10 protein-coding genes are annotated in these 16983 nt (G+C 49.8%); 8 read left to right on the top strand and 2 right to left on the bottom strand.

The window, feature by feature from the left end:
- The first annotated feature begins 163 nt into the window (after positions 1 to 163).
- The 8 genes from RFF05_RS11435 to RFF05_RS11400 all read left to right on the top strand — a co-directional run bounded on the left by RFF05_RS11435 (position 164) and on the right by RFF05_RS11400 (position 15036).
- Positions 164 to 7639 (top strand): S-layer homology domain-containing protein, encoded by a 7476-nt coding sequence (locus RFF05_RS11435; protein ID WP_409967220.1) that lies wholly within the window; start codon positions 164 to 166, stop codon positions 7637 to 7639.
- A 277-nt stretch (positions 7640 to 7916) separates the two neighbouring features.
- Positions 7917 to 8399, top strand: coding sequence for a helix-turn-helix transcriptional regulator (locus RFF05_RS11430; protein ID WP_409967219.1), 483 nt, complete (start codon positions 7917 to 7919; stop codon positions 8397 to 8399).
- A gap of 588 nt (positions 8400 to 8987) precedes the next feature.
- Complete coding sequence (locus RFF05_RS11425; RefSeq protein WP_409967218.1) at positions 8988 to 10901, top strand: ATP-dependent DNA helicase; 1914 nt, start codon at positions 8988 to 8990, stop codon at positions 10899 to 10901.
- The gene (locus RFF05_RS11420) at positions 10898 to 11053 is read left to right on the top strand and encodes a hypothetical protein (RefSeq protein WP_409967217.1); all 156 of its coding nucleotides are present in this window, start codon (positions 10898 to 10900) and stop codon (positions 11051 to 11053) included. The genes RFF05_RS11425 and RFF05_RS11420 overlap by 4 nt, the downstream gene beginning before the upstream one ends.
- A 57-nt stretch (positions 11054 to 11110) precedes the next feature.
- Positions 11111 to 12661: a recombinase family protein gene (locus tag RFF05_RS11415; RefSeq protein ID WP_409967216.1), complete on the top strand. Its 1551-nt coding sequence runs from the start codon at positions 11111 to 11113 to the stop codon at positions 12659 to 12661.
- Positions 12658 to 13167, top strand: a complete 510-nt coding sequence (locus RFF05_RS11410) for a recombinase family protein (protein ID WP_409967215.1) — start codon at positions 12658 to 12660, stop codon at positions 13165 to 13167. The genes RFF05_RS11415 and RFF05_RS11410 overlap by 4 nt, the downstream gene beginning before the upstream one ends.
- Positions 13168 to 13171: 4 nt before the next feature.
- Complete coding sequence (locus RFF05_RS11405) at positions 13172 to 14761, top strand: recombinase family protein (RefSeq protein ID WP_409967214.1); 1590 nt, start codon at positions 13172 to 13174, stop codon at positions 14759 to 14761.
- Between the two features lie 2 nt (positions 14762 to 14763).
- A complete protein-coding gene (locus RFF05_RS11400) occupies positions 14764 to 15036 on the top strand; it encodes a DUF4314 domain-containing protein (RefSeq protein ID WP_409967213.1) in 273 nt (90 codons plus the stop codon).
- Between the two features lie 100 nt (positions 15037 to 15136).
- Here RFF05_RS11400 and RFF05_RS11395 read toward each other — a convergent pair whose 3' ends face one another.
- Positions 15137 to 15511 carry a helix-turn-helix domain-containing protein gene (locus RFF05_RS11395; RefSeq protein WP_409967212.1) on the bottom strand — a complete coding sequence of 125 codons (375 nt, stop codon included), beginning with the start codon at positions 15509 to 15511 and terminating at the stop codon, positions 15137 to 15139.
- A gap of 622 nt (positions 15512 to 16133) precedes the next feature.
- Complete coding sequence (locus RFF05_RS11390; RefSeq protein ID WP_409967211.1) at positions 16134 to 16982, bottom strand: HAD-IIB family hydrolase; 849 nt, start codon at positions 16980 to 16982, stop codon at positions 16134 to 16136.
- Between the last annotated feature and the right edge of the window lies 1 nt (position 16983).

Raw genomic sequence — 16983 nt, 5'->3', positions numbered from 1 at the left:
CAACCCCCAAACAATCTACATTAAGACCCGAGCGTTCCGCCTGGATATCTGGTGATAACAAAATTTGAAACATTAGGGAGCAATGAAGAATGAAAAAAGATTATTAGGACTAACTCTCGCCTTTATTTACATCAAATTTGCATAAAAAAACGGAGGAAACAACATGAAAAATGCAAAAAAGCGACTACTCAGTACATTCATGGCCTTGACCATGGTCTTTGGGATGATTCCAGCCATGACCATCACAGCGGCGGCAGCGGACTTGTCGGCATCTGGGGGAACTCTGTCTGATGGCAGCACCTATGAGTTGACTTCTAATGTCGATATTACAGGTGTCTTTACAGTCACAGGTACAGTGACTGTTACCCTGAATGCCACCTTAGATGCAGGCAATACTGAAGCTGATTCAGGGGAAGCTTCAAGCGGAGAACCTGTATTCACTGTGCAAAATGGTGGTACCTTGACGCTGACATCCACCACAAGTAGTGGTGAAATCAGTGATGCATGGTATGGTGGCGTTGTGGTTGAAGGTGGCGGTAAACTCATTGTAGAGTCTGGCGTTACCTTTGATAGCTGCAACATGCTATTCTCAGCAGATGACGCAGGCGGCGGTGGTGCTGTGCAGGTACAGCAGGGTGGCGAATTCGAAATGCAGGGTGGCACCATTCAAAACTGCTCTACAGCCCCTGCAAGCGCAGCTGCAGCCAACGGTACTAGCGGTAATCCCAATGCTGGCGGTGGCGGTGTGTTCAATGCTGGCACCTTTACCATGAGCGGTGGTACCATTGAAAACTGCGGTACTACTTATAACATGTTTAGTAGCAACACCTACGGCTGTATGGGTGGCGGTGGCGTGTTCAATGCCACTACAGGTGTCTTTACCATGAGTGGCGAAGATGCCCTCATTACAGACTGCTACAATTACAATGCGTCGTATAATAGTAATGCCAATGGCGGCAATGCTGGCGAGTATGGCGGCGGTGTGTATAATGCCGGCACCTTTAACATGTCCGCTGGCTCCATTGAGGATAATGATGAATCTGATACCGTGAAGGGTACCTCCCATGGTGGCGGTGTGTATAACAAGGGCATCATGAACCTCTCTGGTGGTAGCATCACTGGCAACGTTTCCACTTACCAGAGTGGTATCTCTAACGCATCTGGTGCTGAAATAAACATCAGTGGCAACCCTTATGTTGCTGAGAACAATGGCGAGGGCTTGTATCTGCTCGCTTCTACCGATATGATTAACATTGATGGAGCTATGACAGAGGGTGCAAAAATCTACGTCACCTATGCTAGTAGCAGCAATGGCGTTTTCGCCACCAGCAGTGAAAAATATACCAACCTCTCTAAATTCTTTACCACCGATAGCTCTATCTATGTGAGCTATGCCGAAGAAGAGGGTGACTATACATACACTGCTAATGAAATTGATGATTACACTTGCGACTGCGGTTGCGGTGCTGACGGTACAGACGACAACACTGTCTGGACACCTATCATGGAGGCACAGGACATAGATATTAGCGGTAATTATTATCTGTACAATGACATCAGTGGGGAATTGCGAATTAACAATACTGAAGAAGTAGTCAATCTTTGCCTTAACGGCAAAACTGTGACTGGAAAGATTAATGTCACTACATCGGTTGACTTGATGAATCTTTATGGCGCTGATGGCAAGGTGGTTGGTACCGTCTATGCAGGAAAGGCCAGCGGCTTCACCATGACAGGTGGCACAGTTACTGAGCTGCTCTCGGGCACTGGCAATATTAGCCTTGCTGGCAAAGTGATTGCTCCTGTGACTTTGAGCAACGGCCAGACCATCACCAATGCTGGCCTCACCACTGGTGCACAGCTGACTGTAACTACAACAGTGGTGGTAACAAGTAGCACCAACCAAGCGGTGGCAACAAATTGTGATGAAGATGATTTGGGTTATTTCATCATTGGTGATACCACCTTAACCACCAGTGCAATTACATTTAATAGCACAGATAGCAAAATCTACATCTCCGACACAGCTTCTCCCAGCATCACTCCATCTACTTCGGGTGAAAGCACGACCGCTCTGTCTTTGATGGAAGATGATTTTACAAGTCAATATTTCAAGGCAGAAGCTTCTTTGACAAACCCACAGGACTACTTCTCCACTACTTATAAGTGGTACAAAGATACTGACACAACCAGCCTTAGTACATCAGAAACGTACACCATTCCAACAGATGCAGATACAGATGCCAGCGGCACCTACTACTGCGAAGTCTCTGTGACCAACAGCGAAACAGGCAATGTGGAGACTGATACCCAAGCCTTCACCCTCTCTATCACGGATATTGCATTTACAGGCGCAGACACTGTGGTTTCTACTATTGAAGATGCCGAATATGGCGACACCTTGGCAGATATTTTCACATATTCCACCGCTGGTGTGACCGCTTCTAATGGCAGTAGCGATATCGACGGCTCCTACACACTGACTATCAACGAAACTGTGTATAGCAACACTACCAAAGACACCATTCTGGACGCTGACGAAGATTACACCTACGCTGTCACCTTCACCTCCACGGATTCCACCTATGAAGACATCCTTGTCACCAGTGGAACCTTCGATGTGGCACAGCGTGAAGTGACCTATAACAGTAGCGATTTGGAGCTGGTCTACACAGGCTCAGCACAAGTGCCAATCGTCACCATCAACAACATAGTTGGTACAGATGATGTGAGCATCACCATTGATGATTCTTACAAAGAAACTGTAGCTGGCACTAATTACAATGCCGTGTTGACATTGAACGACACCTCTGGTAACTACAACTTGACAACTACGGATGTTGCCTTCTCCATTGTCCAGTCTGGCAGCACCACTGATGCTAGCGATAGTGATACTACCGTGGTTTACGGCCAAAGCATCGACTTGGTGGCGGATGTGACCGTGGGTGCGACAACTAGAGCAGCTGCCTCTGGCACTACCAACTATGTGGATTTCTATTTGGATGCAGATACCGACGTTCTCTTGGGTTCCGTGGAAGTCACCTATGGTGCCGACGGCTCTGGCTCTGCAACTTTAAGCTATAACACCAGTGACCGAGCCCTGTCCGTCGGGGATAACACGATCTATGCAACCTATAATGGTAGCGTGAATCTCAATAGCTCCGATAGCGATACCATCACCGTAAAACTCACCGCAAAGCAAGTCACCGCCGCAGTGACCACTGATACCATCACCAAAACCTACGACGGTGGTACCACCGCAACCGTGGCATGGGAAGTAGCTACTGATGATATTGTGAAGACTGGCGATGCAGTCACCGTCTCTGCAACGGCAACCTATGCAAGCGCAAATGTGGCAGAGAGCATTACCATCAGCTTTGGAACGCCTGTTGTAGGCGGCGCACAAGCAAGCTATTACGATGTGACACTGGCTGATAATATCACTGGTGCCATCACCGCCAAAACCATCACCAGCGAAATGATTACCGACATCGACGACCAAGTGTACACAGGCAGTGCAATTACACCAATCGTCACTGTCACCGATGGTAGCATCATGACAAGTGACGATTGGAGCTATGAATACTCCGACAACACCGATGTTGGCGAAGCAACCGTTACCATCACTGCTGAGACCGATGGCAACTACACGGATGCTGACCCCAAGGCAAGCACCACCTTCGACATCATCCAATCTGGCACTGATTTTGGTGACGACGATTTGACCGTGGATGATGCTGACAGCACCTATATCTACGGCGAAACCGTGACCATCACCGTCACCCCAGAAGCAACAGGTGATGCGGCGACAGCTGTTGCGGCGGTCAACGCATTGTATCCCACAGAGCCCACCGCAGGCCAAATGGCACTGTTCGATGAAAACGATGTACAGCTGTGCGCTGCTGTCTCCGCTGATGCTTCTGGCTCTTACACCTTGACCTACAAAACCACCGACAAGCTCCTTGCCATCGGCGACCACACCATCACTGCAAAATACGTGGGCACCGACAACATGGCAGATTACAGCGAAGACTTCACTATTACCATTGAGAAAAAGGCCATCACCACTGCGACAATCGCCACTGGTGTAACCAAGGAATACGATGGCAATGCTACTTTCTCTGCTATCGACCTCGTGTTGGGTAACGATATTGAAACTGGCGACGAAGTCACCGCCACCGCAACCCTCACCCGTACCACCGCCAACGTGGTAGATGCTGACACCTTCACCGTCACCAGTGTGTCCGCCCTCTCTGGCGATCACGCTGGGTACTATACCTTGGTATATACCGCTGTGGATGATGACACCAACTCTGTGGATGTGACCGCAAAAACCATCACCAGTGAGATGATTACCGCCATTGGCTCTCAGGTCTACACTGGCTCTGATATTGAGCCCACTGTCACTGTTACCGATGGCAACATCATGACGGATGACGATTGGAGCTACGAATACTCCGACAACACCGATGTTGGCGAAGCAACCGTTACCATCACTGCTGAGACCGATGGCAACTACACGGATGCTGACCCCAAGGCAAGCACCACCTTCGACATCATCCAATCTGGCACCGAATTTGGCGACGACGTGTTTGACGGGGTAGACGGAGAGACCTACACCTACGGCGAAACCATGACTATCACCGTCACCCCAGAAGCAACAGGTGTTGCGGCGGCAGCTGTTGCAGCGGTCAACGCATTGTATCCCACAGAGCCCACTGAAGGTCAAATGGCACTGTTTGCCGCTGACGGCACCCAACTGTGCGAAGCCGTGTCCGCTGATGCTTCTGGCGATTATGTGTTGACCTACGACACCACCGACAAACTGCTATCCATCGACACCCACACCATCACCGCAAAATACGTGGGCACCGACAACATGGCAGATTACAGCGAAACCTTTGACATTAAGATTGAAGCAAAGGCCATCACCACCGCCACCATTACCACTGGTGTGACCAAGGAATACGATGGCAACGCTACGTTCTCTGCTATCGACCTCGTGTTGGGTAACGATATTGAAACTGGCGACGAAGTCACCGCCACCGCAACCTTGACCCGTACCACCGCCAACGTGGTAGATGCTGACACCTTCACCGTCTACAGCGTGTCTGACCTCTCTGGCGCACAAGCAGGGTACTATACCTTGGTATATACCGCTGTTGCCACCACTGGCGATGTGGCAATCACCGCCAAAGCCTTGACCATCACCACCTTGCCACAAGAAGTGACCTACGGCACTGCCATTTCTTCTGAAACTACAGACGTCACCGTGGTTGGTTTAATTACCGACGAAGAACTTACCGCCATCACTCTTGAAGAGAGTGATTTGAATGTGGAAACTTCTGACAAAACCGTTGATGTGGCTAGCTTTGTGATTCAAAACGGCGAAACCACCATTGACAACGACAACTATGACATCACTTATGAGAATGGCGCACTGACCATCACCACAAAACCCATTATCGCTGTGTGGACTGACACCACCACCGAGTATGACGGTACTGCCCAAGCACCAAGCGTCTCCTTTGTGGGTGCATTGGAGGTCGATACCATTTATACCTCCATGGACAGCTACACAGCCGCTGGCAGTTACACCGTGACCCTGTCTGGTGTTAACACCAACTACACCGTCACAAACCCCTCCACCAGCTTCACCATCTCCAAGGCTCCTGTGAGCTTCACAGTGAGCAATAACGTGGTGGAATACACTGGTAGCGCTATCTATGCAACCGTGAGCAATGACAAGGGTATCTCTGCCACCATCACATACACCAACAGCAGTGGCACAGAGGTCACCGACCCCACTAGCGTTGGCACCTACAGCATTTATGCAGAATTTACCGACACCAACTATCGCCACGCAAGCACCACCGATGGTGCCGCCATTCAAGTGGGCGTGCTGACCATTTACACCACAGCACCAGCTACCTATGATGTGACCTTTGACGATGGCACACCCGCCATCAACCATAGCATCGCTGGCACCATCCACACCCTGCCTGTTGGTGCAGATAAATCTGAAACAGAAGTATTTGCTGGCTGGACATACAACAGTGTGACCTACAAAGCAGGCGACTCCTTCACACAGCCTTCTAAGGATGTTGCATTTGAAGCGGTCTATTCAGAAGTTCATGACATTCATGGTTATGTGTATGCCTATGACACTGAAACGGGTATAGAGGGTGTTGTGGTAACCCTGATGAAGGGTAGCACCCAAGAGGCTTATGCCGTCACAGGCGAGAATGGTTCCTATACATTTGACAACTACTCCGCTGGCGTGTACAACGTGGTGGCATCTTACGACAGCACCACCAAAACCGAGTTGGCTGATATTTCTTTGGATGATGCCGATGTAATCATCACCATGCCACAGTACAAAACAAGCTCTGTCCTAGAAGTCGCTGCTGGCACTCCCGATATCGTTGTGGGTGGCTTGGATGACATCGCAGCTGCCCTGGTTAATGAAAACAACTCTACGGACGTGGCAAAAATCATATTGACCGTAGAGCAGACCTCCGTGACTGTGGATGCCATCGAAGAAGCCGCATCCAACGTTGGACTATATTTGAACATTGACGTGACCCAAACTGTGAATGACGAAACCAGCGATGTGACCGATACTGGCACCCAACTGATTGAATTCATTATTCCAATCCCAGCCGACTATCAGAACAAGGCCAGCTACACCATCTACCGTGAGCACGAGGGCGACATCCATGAAATCACCACCACTGCAAATAGCGATGGCGAATATCTGGAAGTCAGCGAGGATAAGACGTCTCTGACCTTGCACGTTTGCAAATTCTCCACTTATGCACTGGCTTACACCGAGTATAGCACCAGCTCTGGCACCGCTACCTATTCCTCTAGTGTAGCCTCTGCCGACAACGGCGATGTGAGCATCAGCGCTAGCAAGAGCAAGATGAACGCAACCGTCACCATCACCACCGACCCCGATGCTGGCTACGAAGTGGGCGATGTCACTGTCACCTACTCCTCTGGACGTGAAGTGACCGTCACCGACAACGGCGACGGCACCTACAGCTACAAGCAACCCGGTGCAAGCGTGACTGTTACCGTCACCTTTGTGGAATCTGACGGCGCTGATTCTGATTTCTTCACCGACGTGGACGAAGATGCGTATTACTACGATGCCATCAAGTGGGCAGTGGAGAACGACATCACCAACGGCACCACGGACACCACCTTTAGTCCCGACGCAACCTGTACCCGTGCCCAAGCTGTGACCCTGCTGTGGAAGGCCTACGGCAGTCCCGTGGTAGATTACGTCAACCCATTCACCGATGTAGATGCCGATAGCTACTACTACGAAGCAGTCCTCTGGGCAGTGTCCGAGGGCATCACATCTGGCACCAGCGACACCACCTTCAGCCCCAACGCAGATTGTACCCGTGGGCAGATTGTGACCTTCCTCTACCGTGCCGCAGGGGAGCCAGAAGTCTCCTCTGATAGCACCTTCGCCGATGTGAATAATGACAGCTATTGCTACGATGCAGTGCTGTGGGCTGTATCCGAGGGCATTACCAACGGCACCAGCGACACCACCTTCAGCCCCAATACAAATTGTACTAGAGGTCAGATTGTGACCTTCCTGTATCGCAATATGGGTGAGTAAAAAAGACCGACCTTCTACCCTCGTGGAGGGGACAACGCAAACCAAATAATTCCAGCTCAAGCGGCGGTGGCATTCAAGCTACCGCCGCTTTTATTTGCGAAAAATGTAGAAAAAGGCACAACCTTGACAAATTTTGTCGAGGTTGTGCCTTTTTCTTTGCTTTTCATCCCCTGCAAGTCGGATTTTGTCACGATTGGCAGTGCTGTATAGCGAAATATCCGTAGTCTCCGAATTTTTGACTTTACATCAAAAATTCAATTTACAGGAGATTACGGTGATGAAAACACCCGATGAATTTGATTATGACCTCTGGACCACCGAGGACGGTAAATGCTATATGCGAGTAAAACGTACTGGCGAGCAGTGCGAAATCAATAGAGAGACCATGCGACTACTCCGTAGCGAAGCTAAGAAGATGCAACGAGAGCAGGAGGGCATCCCTGTGTATGGGGTGCGAAATGGTAAGAGCGTGGTGGTGGAGCGAACCACCATGCTGTCTCTGGACTATGTGTCCGCCGGTGAGGACATGGATTCCGCATGGGCAGTAGATACCAATCAGACAGAACACTCTCACATGATATTTACCTTGGAGCAAGAACTCCAATCTGTACTTACACCAAAACAGTTAGACGTTTACTTACATTGTCTACTGGGTGGGATGACACTTCGAGATTATGGTGAGCAAAACAACATTAATGTCAGCAGTGTGCGAGACCTTGTCACAGGAATTCGAAAAAAAGCAAAAATTATTTTTGGGTGATACCCCACAAACGGTCATGTTTTGTACGTTGTAGGGTGAAAAGGACTTGAACCCTTTTCCTCGCACCTTGAAAACTTGACAGGGGCATACGGTTCTGATGTGCAAGATGTGCCACAGGGCTTCCGCCAGACAAGCAAAAAATCTAAGGCAATACTTGTCGTATTAACTGGATTTTTTGCACAGTATGGTGGGAGTCATGGGGTGCAGATTGTGCATCAAGAATCGTATGTCTCTGTCACTATACCAGCAGTACGGGAACCGCCCCCATCTAAGAGCACTCGACCAGTGTGCGCCAAGACCCCTGCAAGTGGTGACAGCCTTGCAGGGCGAGCGATTTTACCTCGTTGACTGTGGCAAGGCACGCCACAGCGCATTGACGATTTGGGAGCAGACAATGAGACACCACGCACGGCCTACGCATGAGATAGGTGGTGCTGACTTTGGGTTGAAAGCAGTAGAGACCCTCAGAAAGCCCGTGATACTTCTGCCAGAAGTTAACCGTACTGTTCCCCATCCATCGGGTGCGAGTTGCAAATAGATGGAACCCCTTTTTATATATTTTACGATTGGAGATATACCATGAACATCATGGAACAACAAAAAATTGCTCACGATGAAATCGACTACATCTTTGAAACATTACTTCCACGTGTGGGGCTGGCATTACGTCCTGCACAAGTGCTTCTAAGCCATACTATGCTTGGGGCTATGCTGGGAGATGAAATTGCACTGTGCGACGCAGGTACTGGAAGCGGAAAAACCTACGCCTACTTGGTGGCTGGCATCGCTTTCCATCGCTATCGCAAAGCATTGCAGTTACCCCAGTTGCCCATTGTTATTTCAACCGCCAGCATCGCCCTACAAACTGCCATCGCCCAAGATTATCTACCCTTGTTATCCCAAGTCTTAATTGCAGATGGCTTAGAACAAGCACCATTAGAATCCATCATCCGCAAAGGAAAGAGTCATTACGTCTGCGATGAGCGACTGGAAAATCGACTGGCTTTCCTCAATCACAAAAAGAAACATCCTGCTACACTGGAGACCCTTCAAACCCTAGAACATAATCTGGATATGAGTAGCCTCCCCACACTCCCTGCCTTTGAACGAGCGCAGATTGGCGTACCGAAAGAATGTCACTGCGACAAGCAAATCTGTCGCTATCGTCTGTTCTTGGAGCGGGCGCAATCTAATGACTTCCACTTCCAAATCTGCAACCATAATTTATTGCTGGCAGACGGACTCCATCACAGCTGGGGTCGTCGTCCCATCCTTCCTCGATACTGTACCGCCATTTTGGACGAAGCCCACAAACTCCCCGAAACAGCACGGCAGATGCTTCGAGTACAACTATCTGGTAGCGACATTAGAGCATTGGTACGCACCCTGCGGTATGACCGCTGTGTCCGTTGGGCAGATGAAATCAACCGCTTATTCACCCCTCTGCTGGATTTACTGGATCAGACGGGATTATTTGAATTTGAGGTCTACCAAACCATGCTCATTCGTCCCCACCGTGTTCTCAACCACTGCGAGGGAGAGATGAAGCGCACCACCTCAGTCACCACTGCACGAAAGATTTCTTTTCTTTTGGAAGCAGTGTCTCTGCTTGTGCGCAACTCGGACAACATTCTCTACTACAGCACCAAGGAGGAGGGCATCACCGTCCTCTGTGCCACTTCGCTGAATCTGGGTGACCAGTTAGACGATATTTTCTGGCAACGCTATCAACCTATGGTTTTGACCTCTGGCACACTGGCTGTGGGTGACGATTTTTCTCACTTTCAGAGCCTTGTCGGATTGACCGACAATCAGCGTGTGGTGGAGTCCATTTCTCCTTCCCCCTTCGACTACGGTGAAAACTGTATGCTGTACATTTCAGAGGAGCCTATCAGTTTAATTGCCAAAGACTACATCACCCAGCTCAGTGACCAGATTGAGGAGCTGATACAGCTTAGTCATGGTCATGCTCTGGTGCTGTTTACATCTTACTCCGCTATGGCTGGCACATACCACGCCCTCAAAGCAAAAAAGCCCCCTTATCCATTGTTTGCACTGGGTCGAAATGGTGGGCACACCTTGGATCAATTCCGAGCCACCCCCGGTGCTGTCCTATTTGCCACTGGCTCTGCATGGGAGGGGATGGATTTCCCCGGTGACTGCGTGTCACTGCTCATTATCCCACGGCTACCGTTCCCATTCCCAGATGCCCTCAAGGAGCGTGAGAAGGAGCAGTACCCCACCTTGCAGGAGTTCATCCAATCAGCAGTGATTCCCGAAATGCAGATGAAACTGCGCCAAGGATTTGGACGAGCCATCCGCACCGAGTCGGACACCTGTGTAGTGGCTATCTTGGATGAACGAGCCACCGCAGAAGGACGATACCATCACGAGGTATTGACCGCCCTGCCAGACATCCCAGTCACCGACCAAGATTGGCAAATCGAAGCCTTTCTTCGTCGCACCAAGGAGGACGGCTACTTCGAGGAGGAACGGCTATGAGCGAAACCAACCGCAAACTACAATGCCAGATAGCCCTGCAAATCCTAGCCAAATTGCAGGACGCAGGGCTACTGAGCGAGGAGGAGGTGGACAAGGTTTCCACCCTCACCAGAAGCCACTATGCCATCCGAAGTGTCTGGGAATTGTCATAGCTATTCCATCACTTCTGTGGTAGTGTTGTGGTCAGAAATTAGGAAGGAGGAGCGACCATGTTGCAGAAAACCGTCACCAAAATTGACGCCATCAAAACAAATCGAGACAAGCTACGAGTGGCGGCCTACTGCCGTGTTAGCTCCGACTCTGCTGACCAACTTAACTCCTATGCCACCCAGATTAAAGCCTACACCCAGATTATCACCAGTCAAGCCGATTGGGAACTGGTGGACATCTATGCCGACGAAGGCATCACTGGCACCAAGCTAGAAGGACGAGAAGAATTTCAGAGGATGATGTCCGACTGCCGAAAGGGTCGGGTGGATCGACTTCTGGTAAAATCCCTCTCTCGCTTCGCACGAAATACCAAGGACTGCCTGTCCGCCCTCCGAGAGCTGGCGACACTGGGTGTCACAGTTAAATTTGAAAAAGAGAATATCGACACTGGAACGCTCACCACAGAACTGATGGTGAGCGTTTCTGGCGCTCTGGCACAGCAGGAGTCAGTGTCCATCTCGCAAAATCAACGACTGAGCTACCGCCGACGGATGGAGCGTGGGGAGTTTATCACTTGCAAGGCACCCTTTGGGTATCGGCTGATAGGATGTAGCCAGATGGAGATTGTTCCAGAACAGGCTGTGCTGGTGCAAGGGATGTTTAAAAAATATCTTGATGGAATTAGCCTAGAAGATATTGCTACTTGGATGTCTGCACTGGGTGTAGCAACGATGGACGGAAACTATCGGTGGCAAATCTCTACCATTCAGCTCATTCTAAGTAACGAAAAATACGTTGGAGATGCTCTGTGTCAAAAACGATATACCACAGATTTTCCCTTTGTAAAAAAACGAAACAGTGGGGAAGTTGCGCAATACTACATCGAGGACACCCATCCAGCCATCATTGACCGAGAGACCTTCGAGAAGGTGCAGGCACTGATAAAACGAAAAGGACAACGTACCTCCACCGCACACGCCAAAACCCTGCTGTCCTTAAAAGTTAGATGCGCACACTGCGGAACATTGTTCAAACGTAGGGTCTCCCCAAAGGGAGATACCTACTGGGTGTGTCGCACTCACGACCAAAAGGCAGCCAACTGCCCCGTAGGGCGCACCCCAGAGCCAGAGATTTTCCGTACCTTCATCACCTTGTACAACAAGCTAAAATCCAACCATGCAGACATCTTCCCACCAGCCCTGCGACAACTGGAGGAACTACAAACTGCCCTACAGCGGAACAATCCACAACTCCTCGAAATCAACACCGCCATCGCCCAGACTGCCGAGCAACAGCATAAAATCCAAAAGCTACAGACGGCAGGGCTCCTCGATGCAGAAGCTACCCTCGCCAAACGCACCGCCCTCCAAGCCCAAATGACCACCCTGCGCCATCAACGGAGACGAGTTATTGAGAATGAGGATATCGAGGAACGAGTGGACGCCATTCAGCAAACCATCGCCATCCTAGAGCAAGGGCCAGACCACATGGAAGAACTGGACGAACCACTCTTCGAGGAACTGGTGGAGCAAATCACCATTGACCAACATGGCAACATGACTTTCCACCTCTACGGTGGCATCATACTGGCTGAGGAGGTAGCGCCATGAGCAATCGGAAAACCCTGTACGGCTACACCATCCAGAACGGCACCTTCACAACTGTAGCCTCCGAATCAGAAACGGTGAAGAACATATACGATTGGTACTGCGAGGGTAGTTCCTATCTGACCATTACCAATCGGCTCAACAGCGAGGGCATCTCCTACTGGATGGACAACCCCCTCTGGAACAAGCACAAGGTAAAACGACTGCTTGAAAACCCACGGTACACTGGGCAGGACGGCTACCCTCCCATCATCCCAGAGAAAACCTTCCGCATGGTGCAGTGCATCATTGGTGGCAAAGGGAGCAAGGGCGCCAGCGCTGAAAAGTCCAGCCCCACAAAACTGCCCATAACACCATCAACCTACACTTACACCCCCACAGCAACAGTCCTCCGCAACAACAATCAAATCAATCACGGACTGGATCACCCAGACAACCCCAATGAGGTAATCGACCTCATATTGCAGGGGATTTCCATCCGATACCAATGCTTAAATAGACAGGAGTGAGAACATGATGCAGACCACGGAGCGCCGAGTGCGGATGATACCAGCCGCCCAACAGACTGCCACAGGCACCACCCAAACCAAAAAGCTACGAGTGGCGGCCTACTGCCGAGTGTCCACCGACAGCGACGAGCAACTTACTAGCTACGAAGCCCAAAAGAGCTACTACACTGAGAAAATTGAAGCCAACCCAGACTGGGAGATGGCTGGCATTTACGCCGATGAAGGTATCTCTGGCACTGGGCTGAAAAAGCGAAAAGAGTTCAACCGCATGATTGCCGCTTGCAAGCGTGGTCGTATCAATCTCATTCTCACAAAATCCCTCTCCCGATTTGCCCGTAATACGGTGGACTGTCTGGCGACAGTGCGCACACTGAAAGCCAACAGCATCGGGGTTATCTTTGAAAAGGAAAATATCAATACGCTGACCGAGAGTAGCGAGTTCCTCATCACCCTGTTCAGTGGCTTCGCCCAAGCGGAAAGCGAGTCCCTCAGTCAGAATGTCCTCTGGGGTAAGCGGAAACGGATGGAATCGGGAGAGTTTACCTTCCCCAAGCTACTGGGCTATCAAAAAAATGACGACGGCACCATCGAAATCATCCCAGAGGAAGCGGAGACCGTTCGCTACATCTACCGCCGTTACCTCGAAGGAGCCAGTATCGCCACACTAAAAACTGAGCTAATAGCAACAGAACGCCCTACCAAAAAGGGTACCCTCAACTGGGGACATCAAGCCATCCAGAACATCCTCGCCAACGAAAAATACATCGGTGATGCCCTCCTGCAAAAGACCTTCACCCAAGACCCTATCAGCAAGAAGGTCATAAAAAATCAAGGGGAGCGACCCATGTACTACGTGGAGAATCATCACGCCGCCATCGTGCCACGGGACATCTATGCCAGAGTGCAGGAGGAACTGGCACGGCGGAACTCCAAGCGAAAAACCATGGAGAACACCATCACCGAGCAGGGGAAATATTCAAGCAAATATGCCCTATCTGAACTGCTAGTCTGTGGTGAGTGTGGTTCGCCCTACCGCAGAGTGACATGGAGCAGAAATGGTACCAAACGCATCGTCTGGCGATGCACCTCTCGACTAGAAAACGGAACGAAATTCTGTCAGCACTCGCCCACCATGGAGGAGGAGAAACTCCACAGCCTCATCATGGAACAGCTTCACGACTTCGCCAGCACACAACAAGAAGTCCTGCCGACCCTGCTGGATCACATCACCCAAGTGGTGAGTGGGCAGGGGGATGACGGCTGTGAGCAGCTACAAGATAGACTGCTGGAGATTACCAACCGACAGGCAATCCTGCTGGAGATGGTGCTAGAGGACATGGACAACCCCGACCTGTCCGCCCAAATGCAGAGCCTTGCAGAGGAGAAAAAAGTCCTCCAGACACAGCTGGACAGCCTAGCCCCCAAACGCCACACACAGCCCAGCGTAGAGAGCCGTGTGGCGCAGATTGCCCACTGGGTGCAATCCCTACAACCCGAAACCCAGTACAGCGACGATCTCATCCGTCAAGCCATCCAGCAGATCACAGTGCAGGACAGCGAGACGGTGAGAATAAAATTCAAAGGAGCAACCTAACTATGTATAATGTACCATCCAGAGAAGAAGTGAAGTATTACAAAGACACCTACCCAGCCGGCACCAGAGTCCGACTCCTCTCCATGAGCGACCCTCAAGCTGTGCCATCTGGCACCATGGGAACCATTGTTTTTGTTGATGACTTGGCACAGGCCGTGATGAAATGGGATAACGGACGAACCTTGTCGTTGGTTCTGAATGTGGATCGCTTCGAGGTGTGTCGAGAGGAACCTATCCAGAAGTCCAAGCCCCAGAAGAAAAATATGGCTCGGTAAATAGCAATAGGCTAGACCACCAGTACGGATAACGTGCTGGTGGCCTAGCCCTTTTTTACGTATTCAATTATCTTTTGAGTGAATGCCAGCCGCAGGAAACTTACCATATATCGAATTGGGGGTCTTCCTCCACATCCGCTTCTTTCCCAGAATTTATAAGTTTATACATCCACTTGTAGAGGGATTTTTGTCCAGCAGAATTGACTTTTATGAGTTCCTTATAGCAACGCAATAGATAGTTTTTTTCTGCTACTTCTGGGCTCTCTATCTCTAAGAAAAGAAGTGCAATGCTTATATTAAGGGCTGTTGAAAACTTGGATAATAGCGCAACGGTGATGGCAGTTTCACCTCGCTCAATGTGTTCCACGTAGGTTGCAGACTCCCCGATGAGTGTGCCAATTTCTTCCGCAGATAATCCCTGCTCCAAACGATGCTTTTGCAGACACATCCCTGTAGCAACTGTTAACTTATCCATATCGTCAGCCCTCCCATATAATTTTAGCACAATTCGTTTTGTAACTTTAACTATATCAGTAATTCTATAAACTGTAAATAAACTGTAGGTCAATTTTTGTGACTCACAGTAACAAAGTGAAAATTTTCAAGCAATTACCAGAGCGCAAGATTGAAAAATGAGTGCATCTTTTTTGGCCACTCTATCCAAAAAATCCGAAGTAGATTTATCTACTTCGGATTTTTTACTTATTACTTTTTCACTCTTCACTTTTCACTACGTTGTACAGGATTTTTTGAACGTAATAAGTAATAGTGAAGAGTGAAAAGGTATGGGACGGAGAACGGTTGCGATTTCGGTGAGGACAAATTGATTTTATTCGAGGGGTGTAACCCCTCGAGCTCCCCCAGATATTGCAGACTTGAAGATTGTGCATCTTTTTTGGCCACTATATCCATGAAAAAAGAGACTGCTTAGGCAGTCTCTTTTTTTAATGAACTCCCCCTTCGGGGAAGTGAATTGTCTGCGGACAATGGGGGAGTTTATTTCATGTGGCAAAGCCACATTTCATTGTGCGTAGCACTATTTCATTGCCCATAGGGCAATTTCATTTCCACCCCTCCAGCTCCATTTTCCATTTAATTTATGCTGGATAGCGCTCTTTCAGCCGTGCCACCACTTGGGCAATGGCGCCATCTTTGGCGTGGCACACTGGCACCACATCTAGCGCTTTCACTGCTGGAATGGCGTTTTCTGGTGCAAAGCCTTGGGCGGCAATTTGCAGCATAGACATATCGTTGGCCTCATCGCCAGCACAGTACACATGGGCCATATCAATGCCCAAATAGTCTGCCAAACGGGTGACCATAGCCCCTTTGCTGGCTTCTTTGCTGGTCATTTCCAGCAAATGTTCCCCAGAGAAAATCAATTCATACTCCTCAGCCCATGGTTTTGTGGTCAAAAAGTCCTTGATGGCCAGCAAATCTTCATGAAACCCTGTAAACAACAGTTTTGCCAAAGGTTGTGGCACTTGAGACAGGTCGGGTTCATCGATGCACTTGACCTGCGTCAGCACCTCATGTTGGTCGGTAACATGGTTGCGCTGCACCACATAAATATGCTGAGAATTGGGGTAGGCTTCCACCGCCACACGGGGGAACGCATCGATAATCTCCTGCCCATGAACCGCGGCAATCTCTGGCAAGGTCACAGCATAAAGGTATTGCTGGGTTTTAAAATCATACAGCCCACCACCATTGGCCGTGACACAAGGCACATTGATGGGCAAGTCTGAAACATAGCACATAAAAGCAGCCAACGCGCGCCCTGTGGCAACGCCAAACTGTCCACCCTCTGCCACAAACTCTGCCAAGGCAGCTTGGTTTTTGGGGTGCAGAGGTGGCACATCCTTACCAGCTGTCAGTGCATCGGCCGTAAAGACCAAGGTATTATCAAAATCGCTCATCAAGAGCACGCCATCAAATCGTCCCATA

Origin of the sequence: Bengtsoniella intestinalis (assembly GCF_039719005.1) — a bacterium.
Lineage (GTDB): Bacteria > Bacillota > Clostridia > Oscillospirales > Oscillospiraceae > Oscillibacter > Oscillibacter intestinalis.
This window is presented reverse-complemented; position numbering and strand designations above follow the sequence as displayed.

What these genes read in the sequence shown, in the direction of transcription:
- RFF05_RS11395 (WP_409967212.1), bottom strand. Translation starts at nt 15,511, where the DNA reads ATGGATAAGTTAACAGTTGCTACAGGGATGTGTCTGCAAAAGCATCGT.
- RFF05_RS11425 (WP_409967218.1), top strand. Translation starts at nt 8,988, where the DNA reads ATGGAACAACAAAAAATTGCTCACGATGAAATCGACTACATCTTTGAA.
- RFF05_RS11390 (WP_409967211.1), bottom strand. Translation starts at nt 16,982, where the DNA reads ATGGGACGATTTGATGGCGTGCTCTTGATGAGCGATTTTGATAATACC.
- RFF05_RS11415 (WP_409967216.1), top strand. Translation starts at nt 11,111, where the DNA reads ATGTTGCAGAAAACCGTCACCAAAATTGACGCCATCAAAACAAATCGA.
- RFF05_RS11430 (WP_409967219.1), top strand. Translation starts at nt 7,917, where the DNA reads ATGAAAACACCCGATGAATTTGATTATGACCTCTGGACCACCGAGGAC.
- RFF05_RS11400 (WP_409967213.1), top strand. Translation starts at nt 14,764, where the DNA reads ATGTATAATGTACCATCCAGAGAAGAAGTGAAGTATTACAAAGACACC.
- RFF05_RS11405 (WP_409967214.1), top strand. Translation starts at nt 13,172, where the DNA reads ATGATGCAGACCACGGAGCGCCGAGTGCGGATGATACCAGCCGCCCAA.
- RFF05_RS11410 (WP_409967215.1), top strand. Translation starts at nt 12,658, where the DNA reads ATGAGCAATCGGAAAACCCTGTACGGCTACACCATCCAGAACGGCACC.
- RFF05_RS11435 (WP_409967220.1), top strand. Translation starts at nt 164, where the DNA reads ATGAAAAATGCAAAAAAGCGACTACTCAGTACATTCATGGCCTTGACC.
- RFF05_RS11420 (WP_409967217.1), top strand. Translation starts at nt 10,898, where the DNA reads ATGAGCGAAACCAACCGCAAACTACAATGCCAGATAGCCCTGCAAATC.